The organism is Hydrogenophaga flava NBRC 102514 (genome assembly GCF_001571145.1).
Classification (GTDB): domain Bacteria; phylum Pseudomonadota; class Gammaproteobacteria; order Burkholderiales; family Burkholderiaceae_C; genus Hydrogenophaga; species Hydrogenophaga flava.
The window spans coordinates 35,498-49,150 of the sequence record NZ_BCTF01000028.1; the positions used below are offsets into that span (position 1 = coordinate 35,498).

Below are 13,653 nucleotides of genomic sequence, written 5' to 3' on the forward strand. Positions count from 1 at the left end.
GGTCACATCCGCTCGAAGATCGCGGCGATGCCCTGGCCGCCGCCAATGCACATCGTGACGAGGGCGTAGCGGCCCTGCACACGTTGCAGTTCGTACAGTGCCTTCACGGTGATCAGCGCGCCGGTGGCGCCGATGGGGTGGCCCAGCGAAATGCCCGAGCCGTTGGGGTTGACCTTGGCCGGGTCCAGGCCCAGTTCCTTGGTGACCGCGCAGGCCTGGGCGGCGAAGGCCTCGTTGGCCTCGATCACGTCCAGATCATTGACCGACAGGCCGGTCTTCTTGAGCACCGCCTGCGTGGCCGAGATCGGGCCCACGCCCATGATCTTGGGGTCCAGGCCGGTGTGGGCGTAGCCGACCAGGCGGGCCAGCGGCTTGGCGCCACGGGCCTGGGCGGCCTTGGCGTCCATCAGCACCACGGCCGCGGCCGCGTCGTTGATGCCCGAGGCGTTGCCGGCGGTGACGGTGCCGTTCTCCTTGATGAACACCGGCTTGAGCTTGCTCATGTCCTCCAGCTTGCAGCCGGGGCGGAAGTGCTCGTCGGTGGCCCAGGCGACCTCGCCCTTCTTGCTCTTGAGCATGACGGGCACGATCTGGTCCTTGAAGCGGCCTTCGGCGGTGGCCTTCTCGGCGCGGTTGTGGCTCTCGACGGCCAGCGCGTCCTGCATTTCGCGGGTGATGCCGTACTTGGCGGCCACGTTCTCGGCCGTCACGCCCATGTGGATGTTGTGGAAGGGGTCGTGCAGGGCGCCGATCATCATGTCCACCATCTTGGTGTCGCCCATGCGGGCGCCCCAGCGCATGTTGAGCGACGCGAACGGCGCGCGGCTCATGCACTCGGCACCACCGCCGATGGCAATGTCGGTGTCGCCCAGCAGGATGGACTGCGAGGCGCTCACGATGGCCTGCAGGCCGGAGCCGCAGAGGCGGTTGACGTTGAAGGCGGGCGTTCCTTCGGCGCAGCCGCCGTTGATAGCAGCGACGCGCGAGAGGTACATGTCCTTCGGCTCGGTGTTCACCACATGTCCGAAGACAACGTGGCCGACGTCCTTGCCCTCGGTGCTGGCGCGGGCCAGCACTTCGCGCACGACCAGGGCGCCCAGTTCAGTGGGCGGGCTGTCCTTGAGGCTGCCGCCAAAGGTACCGATGGCGGTACGGACTGCGCTGACGACGACGACTTCACGGCTCATGGAAATGCTCCTCTGTGGATGGGGTATGGGGTCAACGGCACATGGTAAGGCCAGCTCCCTTACACCGGGCTTGTGCCGCGTCAAGCAGAAGACAGGTTCAGACCACCTGCCGCGCCAGCAGCTTCAGCCGCCCGGGCGCCGCAGCGTCGGGGCGTGTGACGAACAGCTCGCCCATGGCGAGGTATTCACCGGTCAGTGCGGTGATGTTGACCTGGTGCGTCACCAGCACCCAGTTGACTGGCGCGCGCAGGCCGGACACGGTGGTCAGCACCTCGCGGGTTTGTGCGTCGCCGTCGCCCTGACCCTGGAAGAAGGAGTTGATGGCGGGCCACACCGTGTAGCGACCGAAGGCCAGCCGCGCGGTGTCGGTGCAGCGGCACCAGGCGCTGCTGCGCACCGCGGCGATGGCGATGTCCTCGCGCCGGAAGGCCTCGCCCACGCGGCCCGCCTGCGCGCGACCCGCCGCGCTGAGGTTGCGCTGGGTTTCACAGCGGCCGAGCGTGAAACCCGGCGGATCGCCGACGCCGGGCTCGGTCTGGGCGTGGCGCATCAGCACCACACAGCCGCCCTGGCGCAGCAGGGGCCAGAAGCCACCTGGCCCGGACTGGGCCCGGGCCAGGCCGCAGGCCGCGCCGGCCGCCAGCAGCAGTGCCTGGCGACGGTTCGGGTGGAGGGCGGTGGTGGGCGGTGGCATGGGGTCGGGGCGGGTTGGCGAACGGCCGATCAGCCCCGCACGTCTGCCACGGGCTCACGGCCAAAATCCGGACGCCGCAGCCAGGCCAGCACCTGGGCCGCCGCGTCCTCGGGGCTTGTGAGCTGCTTCTGGCGCTGGAGTTCCACGAAGCGCTGGAGGTCGGGGAAGCCGGCGGGGTCGCCCGCGCGCAGCTGGGTCTGCATGTCGGTGTCGATCACGCCCGGCGCCAGCGAGACGATGCGGGCACCATGCTCTCGGTGCGCTTCGTCCAGCGCCACGCAGCGCGAAAAGTGGTCCATGCCGGCCTTGGCCGCGCAGTAAGGCGCCTGGGCCGCCATCGCCCGGCGCCCCAGTCCGGACGAGATGTTGAGCACCTTGCGCGGGCCGCGCCAGCCGGCATCCACCCAGGCGCCGCTGGCGTGCAGGAACGCGGCGGTCAGCAGCATGGGTGCTTCCAGACCGACCCTCAGGGCCCAGGCAATGCTGTCTGGCGGGCAATGCTCCAGCGGGGCGATCTCCGGGATCACACCGGCGTTGTTGATCAGGGTGGCGCTGGCCAGGCTGGGCGCGTCCAGCTGCGACAGCCACTGTTGCAGGCGTGCCGCGACGGGCGCCGGGTCGGCCAGGTCCACAGGCCATTGCAGGACCGTGGCCCCCTGGGCCTGGGCCAGGGCATCGAGTTCGGGGTTGGTGTGGCGCGAGAGGCAGAGCAGGGGGCGGCCTGGCGCGACCAGCTGTCGCGCCATCGCCAGCCCCAGACCGCGCGAGGCGCCGGTGAGGATGACAAGGTCTTGCATGCCACCAGTGTGACAGGCCCGGGGCAACCTCAGAACGGGCAGGGTGCCTCGAAGCGCATGGGCTGGTCGGTCGCCGGGTGCGGAATCTCGATCGCCTGCGCGTGCAGCAGCAGGCGCGGGGCCATGGCCTCCTGCGCCTCGCTGGCGTACAGCGGGTCGCCCACGATGGGGAAGCCGATGGCCATCAGGTGCACGCGCAGCTGGTGCGAGCGGCCGGTGACCGGTTCCAGTTCGAGCCGGGTCGAGCCCGGGACCGGTGCCAGTTCGGGCGCGAGGCGCCAGCGCGTCAGACTGGGTTTGCCGATCTCGTGGTCGACCTTGCTGCGCGGCCGTGCCAGCCAGTCGACGATCAGCGGCAGGTCGATGGTGTTCCAGCCGTTGTCCGGCAGCGGGTTGTGCAGCTCGCCCGCCACGGCGGCGATGTAGCGCTTGTGCACCCGGCGCTTCTCGAAGGCCATGCTGAGGCGACGCTGGGCCTCGATGCCGCGCGCCATCACGATCAGGCCCGAGGTCGCCATGTCCAGCCGGTGCACGATCAGGGCGTCGGGGTACCGCGCCTGGGCGCGGGCACTCAGGCAGTCCTGGTTCTCCGGCCCGCGGCCCGGCACGGCCAGCAGCCCAGCCGGCTTGTCGAACACCAGCAGATGCTCATCGGCGTGGATCAGCTGCAGGGCGTGGGGGCTCACACGATCCGGCGCAGGGCCGCCCCAAGCCGGATCAGCCCCCTCGGGGGGCAGCGACCCGCGCAGCGGTGGAGCGTGGGGGCTCATGCGGCTTCGAGCGCGCGGCGCACTTCGTCGGCCGGCAGGCTGCGCGCGGCACCGAAGCCGGCCACCTGGCGCGCGCCCAGCAGCTGCAGCCGGACGAAGCGGAAGTCGCCCAGCGTGGTCATCATCTCGGCCTCGGGAAAGCGCTGCAGGTAGACCGAGCGCGACGCCTCTGCCTCTGGGCTGCCGGGTTCGATGAAACGGGCCTGCGCATCCAGCGTCACGCGCGGCAGGGCGTGCACCGGTTCGCCCTCGGGCTCGGCCGCACACACCAGCAGCGAGACGCGGGGCGAGCGCTGCATGTTGCCGCTGTGGGCCGCCAGCCCGCTGACGTGCAGCACCAGCTCGCCGGCGGCGCTGTCAATGGCGAAGGGCACCATGGACACGAACACACCACCGTGTTCGTCGAGCGTGCCCAGCGCGGCGGTTCGGCGCGCCAGCAGCAGCTCGCGCAGGGCCCGGGTCAGGCTGTGTTCACCCACAGGGATCTTTCAGCGGACAACGATCTCGGCCCGGCGGTTGCGCGGCTCCGGCACGTCGTCGTCCGTGGGCACCACCGGCTCGCGCTCGCCGCGCCCCACGGGCTCGATCAGTTCGGGCCGGAAGCCTTTGCCCACCAGCAGGTCGCGGATGGCGTTGGCGCGTTGCAGCGAGAGGGCGTCGTTGGCGTCGGCCGCGCCCTGGCGGTCGGTGTGGCCGACGATCACGATTTCGCCACCGCTGCGCGCGCGGGCGGTGGCGAAGACCTGGTCCAGCTCGGCCGCCGACTCCGGTGTGAGGTCCGACGTGCCAGGCAGGAAGTTGAGTGTGAAGCGCTGAGGCGGCGGTGGTACCAGGCGCAACAGTGCGGGGTAGCGCTCTCGCACCTCGGCCTCGCTGGACTGGGCGGGTTGGAGCTCGCCCTTGTGGCCCAGCTCGGCTGCGGCATAGGGGGAAGCCAGCTCGGCTGAGCCGCCTTGGGCGGTGGACACCACCACGGCGCTGGGCCGTTCGGGCTGTGGCAGGAGGATCACCCGGCCGGCCGGCGCACAGGCTGCGCACAAGACGGCCGCGGACAGGGTGGCTGCGGACAGGGCGGTGATGCGCCGGATCAGGGGAAGCGTCATCGGCGCAGTCTACTATCGTCGCTCCAGTGGTGACGCAGGTAGTAATAGAGCGGTTCGGCCCTGGGGTTGGCCTCGACGATGAAGTCGGTGCCGCGCACGCCGACCACCGCGGTGGGGGTCTTGACCTTGAAGCGGTCGGGGTTGACCCGGGCCAGCAGACCGGTGACCACACGCACCGAACCCTGGAGCAACTCCACCAGCAGGTTGCCTTCCTGGGTGGTGGCGTTGAACTGGTACTGGCTCAGGTCGGCGGTGCTGTCCGGGCCGAGCACCATCACCGTGCCGTCCTTGAGCACCATGCTGGCCGCGCCATCCTGGCCGGTGCGGATGCGTTCGCCCGCGCGAATGGCCTCGCCGGGCTGAACGGCGCGGCCGTCGCCGCGACCCAGCCGCACCTCGCCCTGCACCTGCTTGAAGGTGCCGGCACGGGTGTCGGGCGCCGTGTCCGGCGTCTGCGCCGACGCCACAGCGGCAGCCAGCGCCAGCACGCCGGCGGGCAAGGTGCGGAACAGGCGGTGGTCGGGCAGGGTAGGCATCTTTACTCCAAATGGTTTAACTCGGCATCCTAGTCGCTGCGTTTCGCGTGGCACAAGGCATGCACCTACAATCCGCGACCCGACCGGACTTCCAGTGACATGCGTCACGTTTCTGTCGGTCCCCACCCCCTTTGCCGTGATGAACCCGACCCTGCTGCTGGCGCCGATGGAAGGCCTGCTCGACGCCACGCTGCGCGATGTGCTCACGCGCACCGGCGGCGTCGACCGCTGCGTGAGCGAGTTCATCCGGGTCACCGACACTCTGCTGCCCGAGCGGGCCTTCGTGCGCGTGGTGCCCGAACTGCTCAACGGTGGGCGGACCTGGGCTGGCGTGCCGGTGCGGCCGCAGCTGCTGGGTTCGGACCCGGTCTGCCTGGCCGAGAACGCCGCGCGGCTGGCGGCGCTCAGCCCGTTCGGCGTCGACCTCAACTTCGGCTGCCCTGCCAAGACGGTCAACCGCAGCCGGGGCGGGGCGGTGCTGCTGGACGAGCCCGAGCTGATCGGCCGCATCGTGGGCGCGGTGCGGCGCGCGGTGCCGGCGCACCTGCCGGTGTCGGCCAAGATGCGGCTGGGCTACGGCGACGACCGTGTGGCCGAGGACTGCGCGCTGGCAATTGCCGCTGCGGGCGCCGATGAACTCGTGATCCATGCGCGCACCAAGGCCCAGGGCTACCGGCCGCCGGCCTACTGGGAGCGCATCGCCGAGGTGCGGACCGTGCTGCCAGCCGACCTGGCGGTGATCGCCAATGGGGAGATCTGGACCGTGGCCGAGGCCCAGCGCTGCTGCGAGGTGACGGGCTGCGACAGGCTCATGATCGGCCGCGGCATGGTGACCGACCCCGGCCTGGCGCTGGCGATCAGGGGCCAGGGCGGTGTGGCGTGGTCGCAGATCCTGCCGCTGCTGTCGGTGTTCTGGGCCCAGGTGTGTGGCCGGGTGGAGCGGCGGCACCGCGCCGGCCGTCTCAAGCAGTGGCTGAACTACCTGCGCAAGCGCTATCCCGAAGGTCAGCGCGCGTTCGACGAGCTGCGCGAGTCCAACGACCCGGCCCATGTGGAGGCCTGGCTGAAGGCGCAAACGCTGCCACAGGAACCCATGCCCGTGCCGGCAGCGGAAATTCCGGTGGCGTGCTAAGGTCCGGCCCCGGTCAAGACTAGAAACCACCATGAAGACCCTGGAACAGCGGCTGGAGAGCCTGGGAGCCGAACGACTGCGCGGCATGCGGCGTGGGCTGGAGAAGGAGAGCCTGAGGTCGCAACCCGACGGCAAGCTCGCGCTGACGCCGCACCCCGCGGCGCTTGGCAGCGCACTCACGCACCCGCACATCACCACCGACTATTCCGAATCGCAGCTGGAACTGATCACCGGCGTGCACGCCAGCGTGGAAAGCTGTCTGGCCGAACTCACCGAGGTTCACCAGTTCACCCTGCGCAGCCTGCAGGCACAGGGTGGCGCGGCGGGTGAAGAGATGCTATGGGCGTCCAGCATGCCGTGTGGCCTGCCGACCGATGAGACCATCCCGCTCGGGCGCTACGGATGGTCCAACGTGGGCCGCGCCAAGAGCGTCTACCGCATGGGTCTGGGGCACCGCTACGGCCGCCGCATGCAGACCATCAGCGGCATCCACTACAACTGGTCGCTGCCCGGGGTGGACAACCAGGGCTACTTCTCGCTCATCCGCAACTTTCGCCGCCACGCCTTCCTGCTGCTCACGCTCTTCGGCGCGTCGCCGGCCCTGTGCTCGACCTTCGTCGAAGGGCGCCAGCACGAGCTGCAGACCCTGGGCAGCAGCGGCACCCTGCACATGCCGCACGGCACCAGCCTGCGCATGGGGCGCCTGGGGTACCAGAGCGATGCGCAGGCCTCGCTGGCCGTGAGCTACAACGGTCTGGAAGGCTACGCGGCCTCGCTGCACGATGCGCTCACCCGGCCCTGGCCGGCCTACGAAACCGTGGGTATCCGCAACCCCGGTGGCGATTACAACCAGCTGGCCACCACGCTGCTGCAGATCGAGAACGAGTTCTACGGCACCATCCGGCCCAAGCGCGTGATCCACCAGGGCGAGCGCCCGCTGCACGCCCTGCGCGAGCGCGGGGTCGAGTACATCGAGGTGCGCCTGATGGACCTCAACCCCTTCGAGGCCATCGGCATTGATGCGGCCACGCTGCGCTTCCTCGACGTGTTCCTGCTGCACTGCCTGCTGTCCGACAGCCCGCCCGACACGCCGGAGGAGATCCGCGAGCTGGCCCACAACCAGCACCTGACCGCTGCGCGCGGCCGCGAACCCGGCCTGCACCTGCTGCGCGGCGGAAGCGAAGTGGCGCTGCAGGGCTGGGGGCTGGAGATCCTCAATCAGCTCGCGCCGATTGCCGACCACCTGGACGCGCTGCACGGTGGCGCCTCGCATCGCGAGGCCGTCGCCGGTGCGCGTGCCGCGCTGCTGTCCCCGGACACGCTGCCCTCTGCGCGTGTGCTGGCCGCCACCCGGCAGCAGCACGGTTCCTCGTTCATCGACTTTGTCCGCACCCGCTCACGTGCCATCCGCCAGGAGCTGCTGGACCTGCCCTGGAGCGAGGAACAGCAGGCGCGTTACGCCAGCATGGCGCTGCGCTCCCTGGCGGATCAGCAGGCCATCGAAGCGGCCGACTCCATGCCGTTCGAGATCTACCGCCAGGAGTACGTGTCCCCGGCGCGCCTGATGCCGCGCTCGGTGGTGGCACAGGCCGCCTGACGCCGCTGCGAAACCCTGCTGGTGCAGGGTGTATGTCCGCGGCGGTGAATTTCTGCGGTCTCCGGTCCTATCCTGTGCCCTCCTTTTCATCCAGGAGACCGCCATGGCACCCACCCCGCGCCTGACCGCCGCCGATTTCGACCAGGAACTGCTCATCCTTTTCGACGCCTACGTGCACGGCGACATCGACCGCCGGGGGTTTCTGGACAAGGCGGCGAAGTTCGCGGTCGGGGGCCTCACGGCCGCCGGCCTGCTCGCGGCGCTCAGTCCGGACTTCGCGATCGCCCAGGTGGTGCCCCAGGGTGATCCGCGCATCACCACCGAGCGCATCGAAGTCGACTCGCCCAATGGTTCGGGCAAGGTCAAGGCCTACCTGGCCAAACCGGCCAATGCCTCGGGCAAGCTGCCGACGGTGCTGGTGGTGCATGAAAACCGGGGCCTGAACCCGCACATCGAGGACATCGCCCGCCGGCTGGCGGTGGACGGCTACCTGGCGCTGGCCCCCGATGCGCTCACGCCGCTGGGGGGCTACCCCGGCGACGAGGACAAGGCCCGCGCCTTGTTCGCCCAGCTCGACCAGACCAAGACCCGGCAGGACTTCCTGGCCGCAGCGGCCCTGCTCAAGGCGCGCGCCGACAGCAATGGCAAGCTGGGCGTGGTGGGCTTCTGCTACGGCGGTGGCATGGCGCATTTCCTGGCCACGCAACTGCCCGAGCTGGCCGCCGCCGTGCCCTTCTACGGCAACCACCCGCCGGTGGAGGACGCCGCCAAGGTCAAGGCGCCGCTGCTGATTCACTTTGCCGCGGTAGACGAGCGCATCAACGCCGCCTGGCCGGCCTACGAGGCCGCACTCAAGGCCGCCGGTGTGCGCTACACCGCGCACCAGTACCCGGGCACCCAGCACGGCTTCAACAACGACACCACGCCGCGTTTCGACGCCGCCGCCGCGAAGCTGGCCTGGGAGCGCACCCTGGCGTTCTTCGCCCAGCACCTCAAGGCCTGAGCGCGTTCAGTCGCCCGGACCTTCCAGCCTCACATCGCTGAGCGGGTAGGCCACACAGGGCAGCACCGCACCGGTGGTCTTTTCTTCGGGCAGCAGCCCGGGCCAGTCCACGCCGTAGCGCACCTGTCCCTCGCTGAGCCGGCCAATGCAGGTCCGGCAGGTGCCGTTGCGGCAGGAGGCCGGCCAGGGCACGCCGGCGGCCTGCAGGGTCTGGAGGAGGGTGCGCTGTTCGGGGGCCTGCAGCGCGAGGCCCTGATCGGGCAGGTCCAGGACCCAGCTGCGGGGGATATCTTCTGTCGGCATGGCCCGAATCTAACCGCTGGGCGGGTTGTATGGTCCTGCCTGTTCAACAGGCAGACTAAAGATTGCCCTTTTACATCAATGACTTAGATCGCCCGTACAGGACTTCTCCAAGCTTATCCACAAGCTTGTCCCGGAAATCTTGGGACAAGTTGAGAAGTATCAACACCCTGGCGATGGGGTCTGGCTAGAGTTCAGGGTTTTCCCTGAACCTGCTTTCTGACCATGTACAGCCTCACCGGCGCAGACCGGACCTACCGATTTCTCTCCGGCGCCGCCATTCTTCTGGTGGCGGTGTTCTCACTCACCGGCCTGCTGCAGGTGCTGGCCTACGCCTCGGCCGGCCTGGTGCTCACCACCGCGATCATCAACGCCTGCCCGCTGGTGGAGCTGCAGGTCCGCAGCGCTTCTTGATCAGGCCTCGCCGCCAAAGCGCTTGATCAGGTTGGCGATGTACTTTTCGACCAGCTTCTCAAATTCGCCCTCGACCACCGGCACCACCACCATCTTCATCAGCCCGGGCAGCGGCACCTCGATATCGCCCTGGATGGCGAGTGCGACCGCCGTGTGCTTCTTCTGGTCGCTGATGTCCCAGCTGCCCGAGACTAGGGCGTTGCCCACGCCCTTGACCGGGGTCCACTTCACCGTGCCCACGCCCTTGGCCGCGTCCCACTTGCTCACGTATTTGCAGGCGTAGACCGTCTGGATGTTGACCTGGGCCGTGCCCACCTTTTCCATCTCCCAGCGGTAGCTGTTGCCGCCCAGATCGACCAGCTGGTCGACTTTGGGAAAATGGCTGACCGATGTCGGCACGTCAGACAGCAGCTCGAACACCTCGGCGGCTTTGGCCTTGACGTTGAATTCGTAGCCCAGATCGATCTTCACGGTGATGGCCATGGGGTCTCCTCTTGTGGTTGGTAAGAAAAATTATTGTGGCACGCAGCGGCCACGCACACAGAACGGCGTTACATGAGCATCCAGTGGTTCCCCGGTCACATGCACCTCACGCGGCAGGCGATCGCCGAGCGCGTCAAGGAGATCGACGTCGTTATCGAGATGCTCGACGCGCGCCTGCCCGGCAGCAGCGCCAACCCGCTGATGCAGCAGCTCACCAGCGGCCGGCCCACGCTGAAGGTGCTCAACAAGCAGGACATGGCCGACCCGGCGCGCACCGCGCTCTGGCTGGCGCACTACAACGCCCAGCCCGACACCTGCGCCATCGCGCTCGACGCCAGCGTCACCGCGCCGGCGCGGGCGCTGATCGACGCCTGCTTCGAGCTGGCGCCCAGGCGCGGCGGCATGGTCAAGCCCATGCGGGTGCTGATCTGCGGCATTCCCAACGTCGGCAAGTCCACGCTGATCAACACGCTCAAGGGCAAGCGCGCCGCCAAGACCGGCGACGAGGCCGGCGTGACGCGCACCGAGGCGCGCATCGCGCTGGCCGACGACTTCTATCTGTACGACACGCCGGGCATGCTCTGGCCGCGCATCTTCGTGCCCGAGAGCGGCTACAACCTGGCCGCCAGCGGCGCGGTGGGCAAGAACGCCTACGACGAAGAGGAGGTGGCCTACGAGCTGATCGCCAAGCTCAAGACCGACTACCCGCAGTTCATGGAGGCGCGCTACCAGCTGGGCATGACGCCCGAGGCCTGGGCGCAGACCCACGACGACGAACTGGTAGAGGCCATCGGCCGTAAACGCGGTGCGCTGGCCGGCGGCGGCCGGGTGAACATGCAGAAGGCGGCCGAGCTGGTGATCGCCGACTTCCGCGCCCTGCACATCGGCCGCATCACGCTGGAAACGCCCGAACAGTTCGCGCAGTGGCTCAAGGCCGGCCAACAGGCCGACGCCGAGCGCGCGGCGCGAAAGAAGAAACTGCGCGAGGAAGGGCACATCACCCCGGAGCGCAAGCCCAAACCCGACAAACGTGCTGCGGCGCGCAAGCCCCGTTGACCCATCCGAGACGCCCATGTCCACCATCACCCCGCCCGCCGACCCCGAAGCCGATCCGCGCGTCAAGGCCGTGTTCGACGACATCCGCGCCACGCGAAAGACGGATTTCATCAACAACATGTGGCGCTACCTGACCTTCGACCCGGTGCTGCTGGAGCAGACCTGGGCCGAGGTCAAGCGGGTGATGGCGACGCCGTCCACGCTGGACCCGCTGACCAAGGAGCTGGTCTACATCACCGCGTCCATCATCAACGGTTGCAGCTACTGCGTGCACTCGCACACGGCGGCCGCCACGGCCAAGGGCATGACGCGCGAGCAGCACGCCGAGCTGCTGTCAATCGTCGCGCTGGCGGCCAAGACCAACCAGCTCGCCACGGGCCTGCAGGTGCCTGTGGACCCGGAGTTCCAGAAGGCTTGAGCCGGGTCAAGGACGGCGCTGCGGCACGGGTGCAGCATGGGCTTTTTGGGAGCCACGCCATGAGCACCGAACCACTCCGCATCCTGATCGTCAACGGCCATCCCGACAACGGGGCGCGCCATCTGCTGCACCAATTGATCGATGCCTATGCCGAGGGCGCGCAGGCGGCGGGCCATCAGATCCGGCGGGTGGATGTGGGGGCGCTGGACTTTCCAATGCTGCGCAGTGCGGCCGACTGGGAGAATGGTGCGCTGCCCGAAGGGCTGAAGACCGCCCAGGACGACATTGCCTGGTGCCAGCACCTGGTGCTGTGTTTTCCGCTCTGGCTGGGCGACATGCCGGCCGTGCTCAAGGGCTTCCTGGAGCAGGTGGCGCGGCCCGGTTTCGCGTTCCACCGCGACGATAAGAACCCGTTTGGCAAGAAGGCGCTGGGCGGGCGCTCGGCCCGCATCGTGGTGACCATGGGCATGCCGGCCCTGGTCTACCGCTGGTACTTCCGCGCCCACAGCGTCAAGTCGCTGGAGCGCAACATCCTCGGGTTTGTGGGCATCGCCCCGGTGCACGAAACCCTGGTCGGGCTGGTGGACCGGCTGGGCGAGCCGGGCGTGGCGCAGTGGTGCGCCAGGCTGCGCAAGCTGGGCGCGCAGGCGGCCTGAGCGGCTGCCACGCGGGGTTCAGCCCTCGACCTTCACGCCCTTCCAGAACGCCACGCGCCCACGGATGTTCTCCGCCTCGGGCTTGGGGTCTGGGTAGTACCAGGCGGCGTCGGTGTTGAGTTCGCCATTGACCAGCAGCGAGAGGTACTTGGCCTCGCCTTTCCACGCGCAGGTGGTCCGGTGGTTGCTGAAGGTGACATAGGCGCGGTTGAGCGCGCCCTCGGGGAAGTAGTGGTTGCCTTCGACGAGCACCGTGTCGTCGCTCTCGGCGATCACGGCGCCGTTCCAGGTGGCTTTCATGCGGTCCGTCCCCGGGTCACTTGAATTTGTCTTTGTCCTTGCCGCGCGGGATCACCGAGGTGGTGGGCGGCACCGGGCGGTCGGACGACACCGGACCCTTGGGCGCCGAGGTGTCCTTCTTCGGTTTCTTGCTCATCTTTTCGTTGCGCTGTTCCTTGCCCATGGTGTGCTCCGTTCAAAAGGCCGCGGGTTGCGGCGGATGCCGCGATGTTAGCGGCCCCGCGTCGCCCGATCAGCACTCAAGTGTCGCTTTCCAGAGCGGCCAGCTCGTCAGGTGGGGCCACCGTTACCGCCACCGACAGCCGATGGTTGGCGCCGCCCTGGATCACGCCGCGCATGGGCGAGACGTCGGCGAAGTCGCGGCCGGTGGCCAGGGTGACGTAGTCCTCGCCGGGGCTACCCCAGCCGCAGCGGTTGTTGGTGGGGTCGAAATCGAACCAGGCACCGAGCGCCGGTTCGTCGCCAGCCTGCGCGCCGGTACCCGGCGGCAGGGGCACGTAGACCGAGACCCAGGCGTGCGAGGCGTCGGCGCCGATCAGGCGCGGCTGGCCCGGTGGAGGCTGGGTGAGCAGGTAGCCGCTGACATAGCGCGCAGGCAGGCCCAGGCTGCGCAGGCAGCCGGTCATGATGTGGGCGAAGTCCTGGCACACGCCCTTGCCCTGCGCCAACGCGACCAGGGCGGGCGTGTTGACCTCGGTGCTGGCGGTTTCGTAGCTCAGTTCGGTGTGGATGCGCTCCATGAGCGCACGCACCGCGTCCAGCATGGGCAGGCCACTTTCGAAGGCCGGCCGCGCGAAGGCGGTGAAGGCGTCGTCGCGCGGCACATGGGACGAGGCAAAGAGGAACTCGCTGGCGGGGTCGTAGGGCGCCCGGGCGCGGTAGCGGAAATGGTCGCGCACCGCCTCCCAGGTCTGCGCCTGCCAGGCCGGGTCGCCGGGCAGCGGCGCGGGCGCGCGGGTGTCCAGCCGGCTGTCGGCGGTGACGGTGAGGGTCTCGTGCGGCGCCTGCAGCGAGAAGAAGGTGCGCAGGTTGCCGAAGGCGTCGGTGGTCTGGCTGCGCGCGGCCGGCTCAGGCGTGATGGTGAGCGTGTGTGACCGCACGGTCTGGGTGGGCGTGTCCACCGGCGAGAGGTGGACCATGTGCTGGGCCATGTCCACGCTGCCCTGGTAGCGGTAGGCGGTGGTGTGCAGGATGCGCAGGTCCATGG

The 13,653-nt window shown here is 69.0% G+C and carries 19 protein-coding genes; 7 read left to right on the forward strand and 12 right to left on the reverse strand.

What is annotated here, in order from left to right:
- Window positions 1–2: 2 nt before the first annotated feature.
- The 7 genes from bktB to HFL01S_RS20790 all read right to left on the reverse strand — a co-directional run bounded on the left by bktB (window position 3) and on the right by HFL01S_RS20790 (window position 5,087).
- Window positions 3–1,187, reverse strand: a complete 1,185-nt coding sequence (gene bktB, locus HFL01S_RS20760; RefSeq protein ID WP_066262199.1) for a beta-ketothiolase BktB — start codon at window positions 1,185–1,187, stop codon at window positions 3–5.
- Between the two features lie 97 nt (window positions 1,188–1,284).
- Complete coding sequence (locus tag HFL01S_RS20765; RefSeq protein WP_084383535.1) at window positions 1,285–1,881, reverse strand: histidine phosphatase family protein; 597 nt, start codon at window positions 1,879–1,881, stop codon at window positions 1,285–1,287.
- A gap of 29 nt (window positions 1,882–1,910) precedes the next feature.
- Entirely contained in the window at window positions 1,911–2,678 is a 768-nt protein-coding gene (locus HFL01S_RS20770; RefSeq protein WP_066262201.1) for an SDR family NAD(P)-dependent oxidoreductase, read from the reverse strand.
- Window positions 2,679–2,707: 29 nt separating this feature from the next.
- The gene (locus tag HFL01S_RS20775) at window positions 2,708–3,448 is read right to left on the reverse strand and encodes an RluA family pseudouridine synthase (RefSeq protein WP_084383536.1); all 741 of its coding nucleotides are present in this window, start codon (window positions 3,446–3,448) and stop codon (window positions 2,708–2,710) included.
- Complete coding sequence (locus HFL01S_RS20780; RefSeq protein WP_066262206.1) at window positions 3,445–3,927, reverse strand: HugZ family pyridoxamine 5'-phosphate oxidase; 483 nt, start codon at window positions 3,925–3,927, stop codon at window positions 3,445–3,447. The genes HFL01S_RS20775 and HFL01S_RS20780 overlap by 4 nt, the downstream gene beginning before the upstream one ends.
- 9 nt (window positions 3,928–3,936) lie before the next feature.
- Window positions 3,937–4,551, reverse strand: coding sequence for an OmpA family protein (locus HFL01S_RS20785; protein ID WP_066262207.1), 615 nt, complete (start codon window positions 4,549–4,551; stop codon window positions 3,937–3,939).
- Window positions 4,548–5,087, reverse strand: coding sequence for a FecR family protein (locus HFL01S_RS20790; protein WP_066262208.1), 540 nt, complete (start codon window positions 5,085–5,087; stop codon window positions 4,548–4,550). The genes HFL01S_RS20785 and HFL01S_RS20790 overlap by 4 nt, the downstream gene beginning before the upstream one ends.
- Window positions 5,088–5,226: 139 nt before the next feature.
- On the opposite strand from HFL01S_RS20790, the gene HFL01S_RS20795 reads away from it, so the two are divergent.
- The 3 genes from HFL01S_RS20795 (at window position 5,227) to HFL01S_RS20805 (ending at window position 8,819) form a co-directional block, all read left to right on the forward strand.
- The gene (locus HFL01S_RS20795) at window positions 5,227–6,219 is read left to right on the forward strand and encodes a tRNA dihydrouridine synthase (RefSeq protein WP_066262211.1); all 993 of its coding nucleotides are present in this window, start codon (window positions 5,227–5,229) and stop codon (window positions 6,217–6,219) included.
- Window positions 6,220–6,250: 31 nt separating this feature from the next.
- Window positions 6,251–7,816 (forward strand): glutamate--cysteine ligase, encoded by a 1,566-nt coding sequence (gene gshA, locus HFL01S_RS20800; protein WP_066262213.1) that lies wholly within the window; start codon window positions 6,251–6,253, stop codon window positions 7,814–7,816.
- A gap of 103 nt (window positions 7,817–7,919) precedes the next feature.
- Window positions 7,920–8,819, forward strand: a complete 900-nt coding sequence (locus tag HFL01S_RS20805; RefSeq protein ID WP_066262215.1) for a dienelactone hydrolase family protein — start codon at window positions 7,920–7,922, stop codon at window positions 8,817–8,819.
- A gap of 6 nt (window positions 8,820–8,825) precedes the next feature.
- Here HFL01S_RS20805 and HFL01S_RS20810 read toward each other — a convergent pair whose 3' ends face one another.
- Entirely contained in the window at window positions 8,826–9,122 is a 297-nt protein-coding gene (locus HFL01S_RS20810; protein WP_084383538.1) for a 2Fe-2S iron-sulfur cluster-binding protein, read from the reverse strand.
- A 222-nt stretch (window positions 9,123–9,344) separates the two neighbouring features.
- Between HFL01S_RS20810 and HFL01S_RS20815 the strand changes: the two genes are divergently transcribed.
- On the forward strand, window positions 9,345–9,533 hold the full coding sequence (locus HFL01S_RS20815; protein WP_066262217.1) for a YgaP-like transmembrane domain: 189 nt from the start codon (window positions 9,345–9,347) through the stop codon (window positions 9,531–9,533).
- Here HFL01S_RS20815 and HFL01S_RS20820 read toward each other — a convergent pair whose 3' ends face one another.
- Window positions 9,534–10,016, reverse strand: a complete 483-nt coding sequence (locus HFL01S_RS20820; protein ID WP_066150561.1) for an SRPBCC family protein — start codon at window positions 10,014–10,016, stop codon at window positions 9,534–9,536.
- A gap of 72 nt (window positions 10,017–10,088) precedes the next feature.
- On the opposite strand from HFL01S_RS20820, the gene ylqF reads away from it, so the two are divergent.
- The 3 genes from ylqF to HFL01S_RS20835 are packed head-to-tail and all read left to right on the forward strand — an operon-like array spanning window position 10,089 to window position 12,146.
- Window positions 10,089–11,072: a ribosome biogenesis GTPase YlqF gene (gene ylqF / locus HFL01S_RS20825; RefSeq protein ID WP_066262220.1), complete on the forward strand. Its 984-nt coding sequence runs from the start codon at window positions 10,089–10,091 to the stop codon at window positions 11,070–11,072.
- Window positions 11,073–11,088: 16 nt separating this feature from the next.
- Entirely contained in the window at window positions 11,089–11,490 is a 402-nt protein-coding gene (locus HFL01S_RS20830; RefSeq protein ID WP_066262222.1) for a carboxymuconolactone decarboxylase family protein, read from the forward strand.
- Between the two features lie 59 nt (window positions 11,491–11,549).
- Window positions 11,550–12,146, forward strand: a complete 597-nt coding sequence (locus tag HFL01S_RS20835) for an NAD(P)H-dependent oxidoreductase (protein WP_066262224.1) — start codon at window positions 11,550–11,552, stop codon at window positions 12,144–12,146.
- Window positions 12,147–12,164: 18 nt separating this feature from the next.
- Here HFL01S_RS20835 and HFL01S_RS20840 read toward each other — a convergent pair whose 3' ends face one another.
- From HFL01S_RS20840 to HFL01S_RS20845, 3 genes are all read right to left on the reverse strand, one after another.
- Complete coding sequence (locus HFL01S_RS20840) at window positions 12,165–12,446, reverse strand: DUF427 domain-containing protein (RefSeq protein ID WP_066262229.1); 282 nt, start codon at window positions 12,444–12,446, stop codon at window positions 12,165–12,167.
- A 16-nt stretch (window positions 12,447–12,462) separates the two neighbouring features.
- Window positions 12,463–12,609, reverse strand: coding sequence for a hypothetical protein (locus HFL01S_RS25450; protein WP_169802360.1), 147 nt, complete (start codon window positions 12,607–12,609; stop codon window positions 12,463–12,465).
- 76 nt (window positions 12,610–12,685) lie between these two features.
- A complete protein-coding gene (locus HFL01S_RS20845; protein WP_066262232.1) occupies window positions 12,686–13,651 on the reverse strand; it encodes a transglutaminase family protein in 966 nt (321 codons plus the stop codon).
- Window positions 13,652–13,653 lie beyond the last annotated feature (2 nt).

Bases quoted from the DNA above. Each gene is read 5' to 3' on its own strand.
- bktB (WP_066262199.1), bottom strand. From the start codon at position 1,187: ATGAGCCGTGAAGTCGTCGTCGTCAGCGCAGTCCGTACCGCCATCGGT.
- HFL01S_RS20765 (WP_084383535.1), bottom strand. From the start codon at position 1,881: ATGCCACCGCCCACCACCGCCCTCCACCCGAACCGTCGCCAGGCACTG.
- HFL01S_RS20770 (WP_066262201.1), bottom strand. From the start codon at position 2,678: ATGCAAGACCTTGTCATCCTCACCGGCGCCTCGCGCGGTCTGGGGCTG.
- HFL01S_RS20775 (WP_084383536.1), bottom strand. From the start codon at position 3,448: ATGAGCCCCCACGCTCCACCGCTGCGCGGGTCGCTGCCCCCCGAGGGG.
- HFL01S_RS20785 (WP_066262207.1), bottom strand. From the start codon at position 4,551: ATGACGCTTCCCCTGATCCGGCGCATCACCGCCCTGTCCGCAGCCACC.
- HFL01S_RS20790 (WP_066262208.1), bottom strand. From the start codon at position 5,087: ATGCCTACCCTGCCCGACCACCGCCTGTTCCGCACCTTGCCCGCCGGC.
- HFL01S_RS20795 (WP_066262211.1), top strand. From the start codon at position 5,227: ATGAACCCGACCCTGCTGCTGGCGCCGATGGAAGGCCTGCTCGACGCC.
- gshA (WP_066262213.1), top strand. From the start codon at position 6,251: ATGAAGACCCTGGAACAGCGGCTGGAGAGCCTGGGAGCCGAACGACTG.
- HFL01S_RS20805 (WP_066262215.1), top strand. From the start codon at position 7,920: ATGGCACCCACCCCGCGCCTGACCGCCGCCGATTTCGACCAGGAACTG.
- HFL01S_RS20810 (WP_084383538.1), bottom strand. From the start codon at position 9,122: ATGCCGACAGAAGATATCCCCCGCAGCTGGGTCCTGGACCTGCCCGAT.
- HFL01S_RS20815 (WP_066262217.1), top strand. From the start codon at position 9,345: ATGTACAGCCTCACCGGCGCAGACCGGACCTACCGATTTCTCTCCGGC.
- HFL01S_RS20820 (WP_066150561.1), bottom strand. From the start codon at position 10,016: ATGGCCATCACCGTGAAGATCGATCTGGGCTACGAATTCAACGTCAAG.
- ylqF (WP_066262220.1), top strand. From the start codon at position 10,089: ATGAGCATCCAGTGGTTCCCCGGTCACATGCACCTCACGCGGCAGGCG.
- HFL01S_RS20830 (WP_066262222.1), top strand. From the start codon at position 11,089: ATGTCCACCATCACCCCGCCCGCCGACCCCGAAGCCGATCCGCGCGTC.
- HFL01S_RS20835 (WP_066262224.1), top strand. From the start codon at position 11,550: ATGAGCACCGAACCACTCCGCATCCTGATCGTCAACGGCCATCCCGAC.
- HFL01S_RS20840 (WP_066262229.1), bottom strand. From the start codon at position 12,446: ATGAAAGCCACCTGGAACGGCGCCGTGATCGCCGAGAGCGACGACACG.
- HFL01S_RS25450 (WP_169802360.1), bottom strand. From the start codon at position 12,609: ATGGGCAAGGAACAGCGCAACGAAAAGATGAGCAAGAAACCGAAGAAG.
- HFL01S_RS20845 (WP_066262232.1), bottom strand. From the start codon at position 13,651: ATGGACCTGCGCATCCTGCACACCACCGCCTACCGCTACCAGGGCAGC.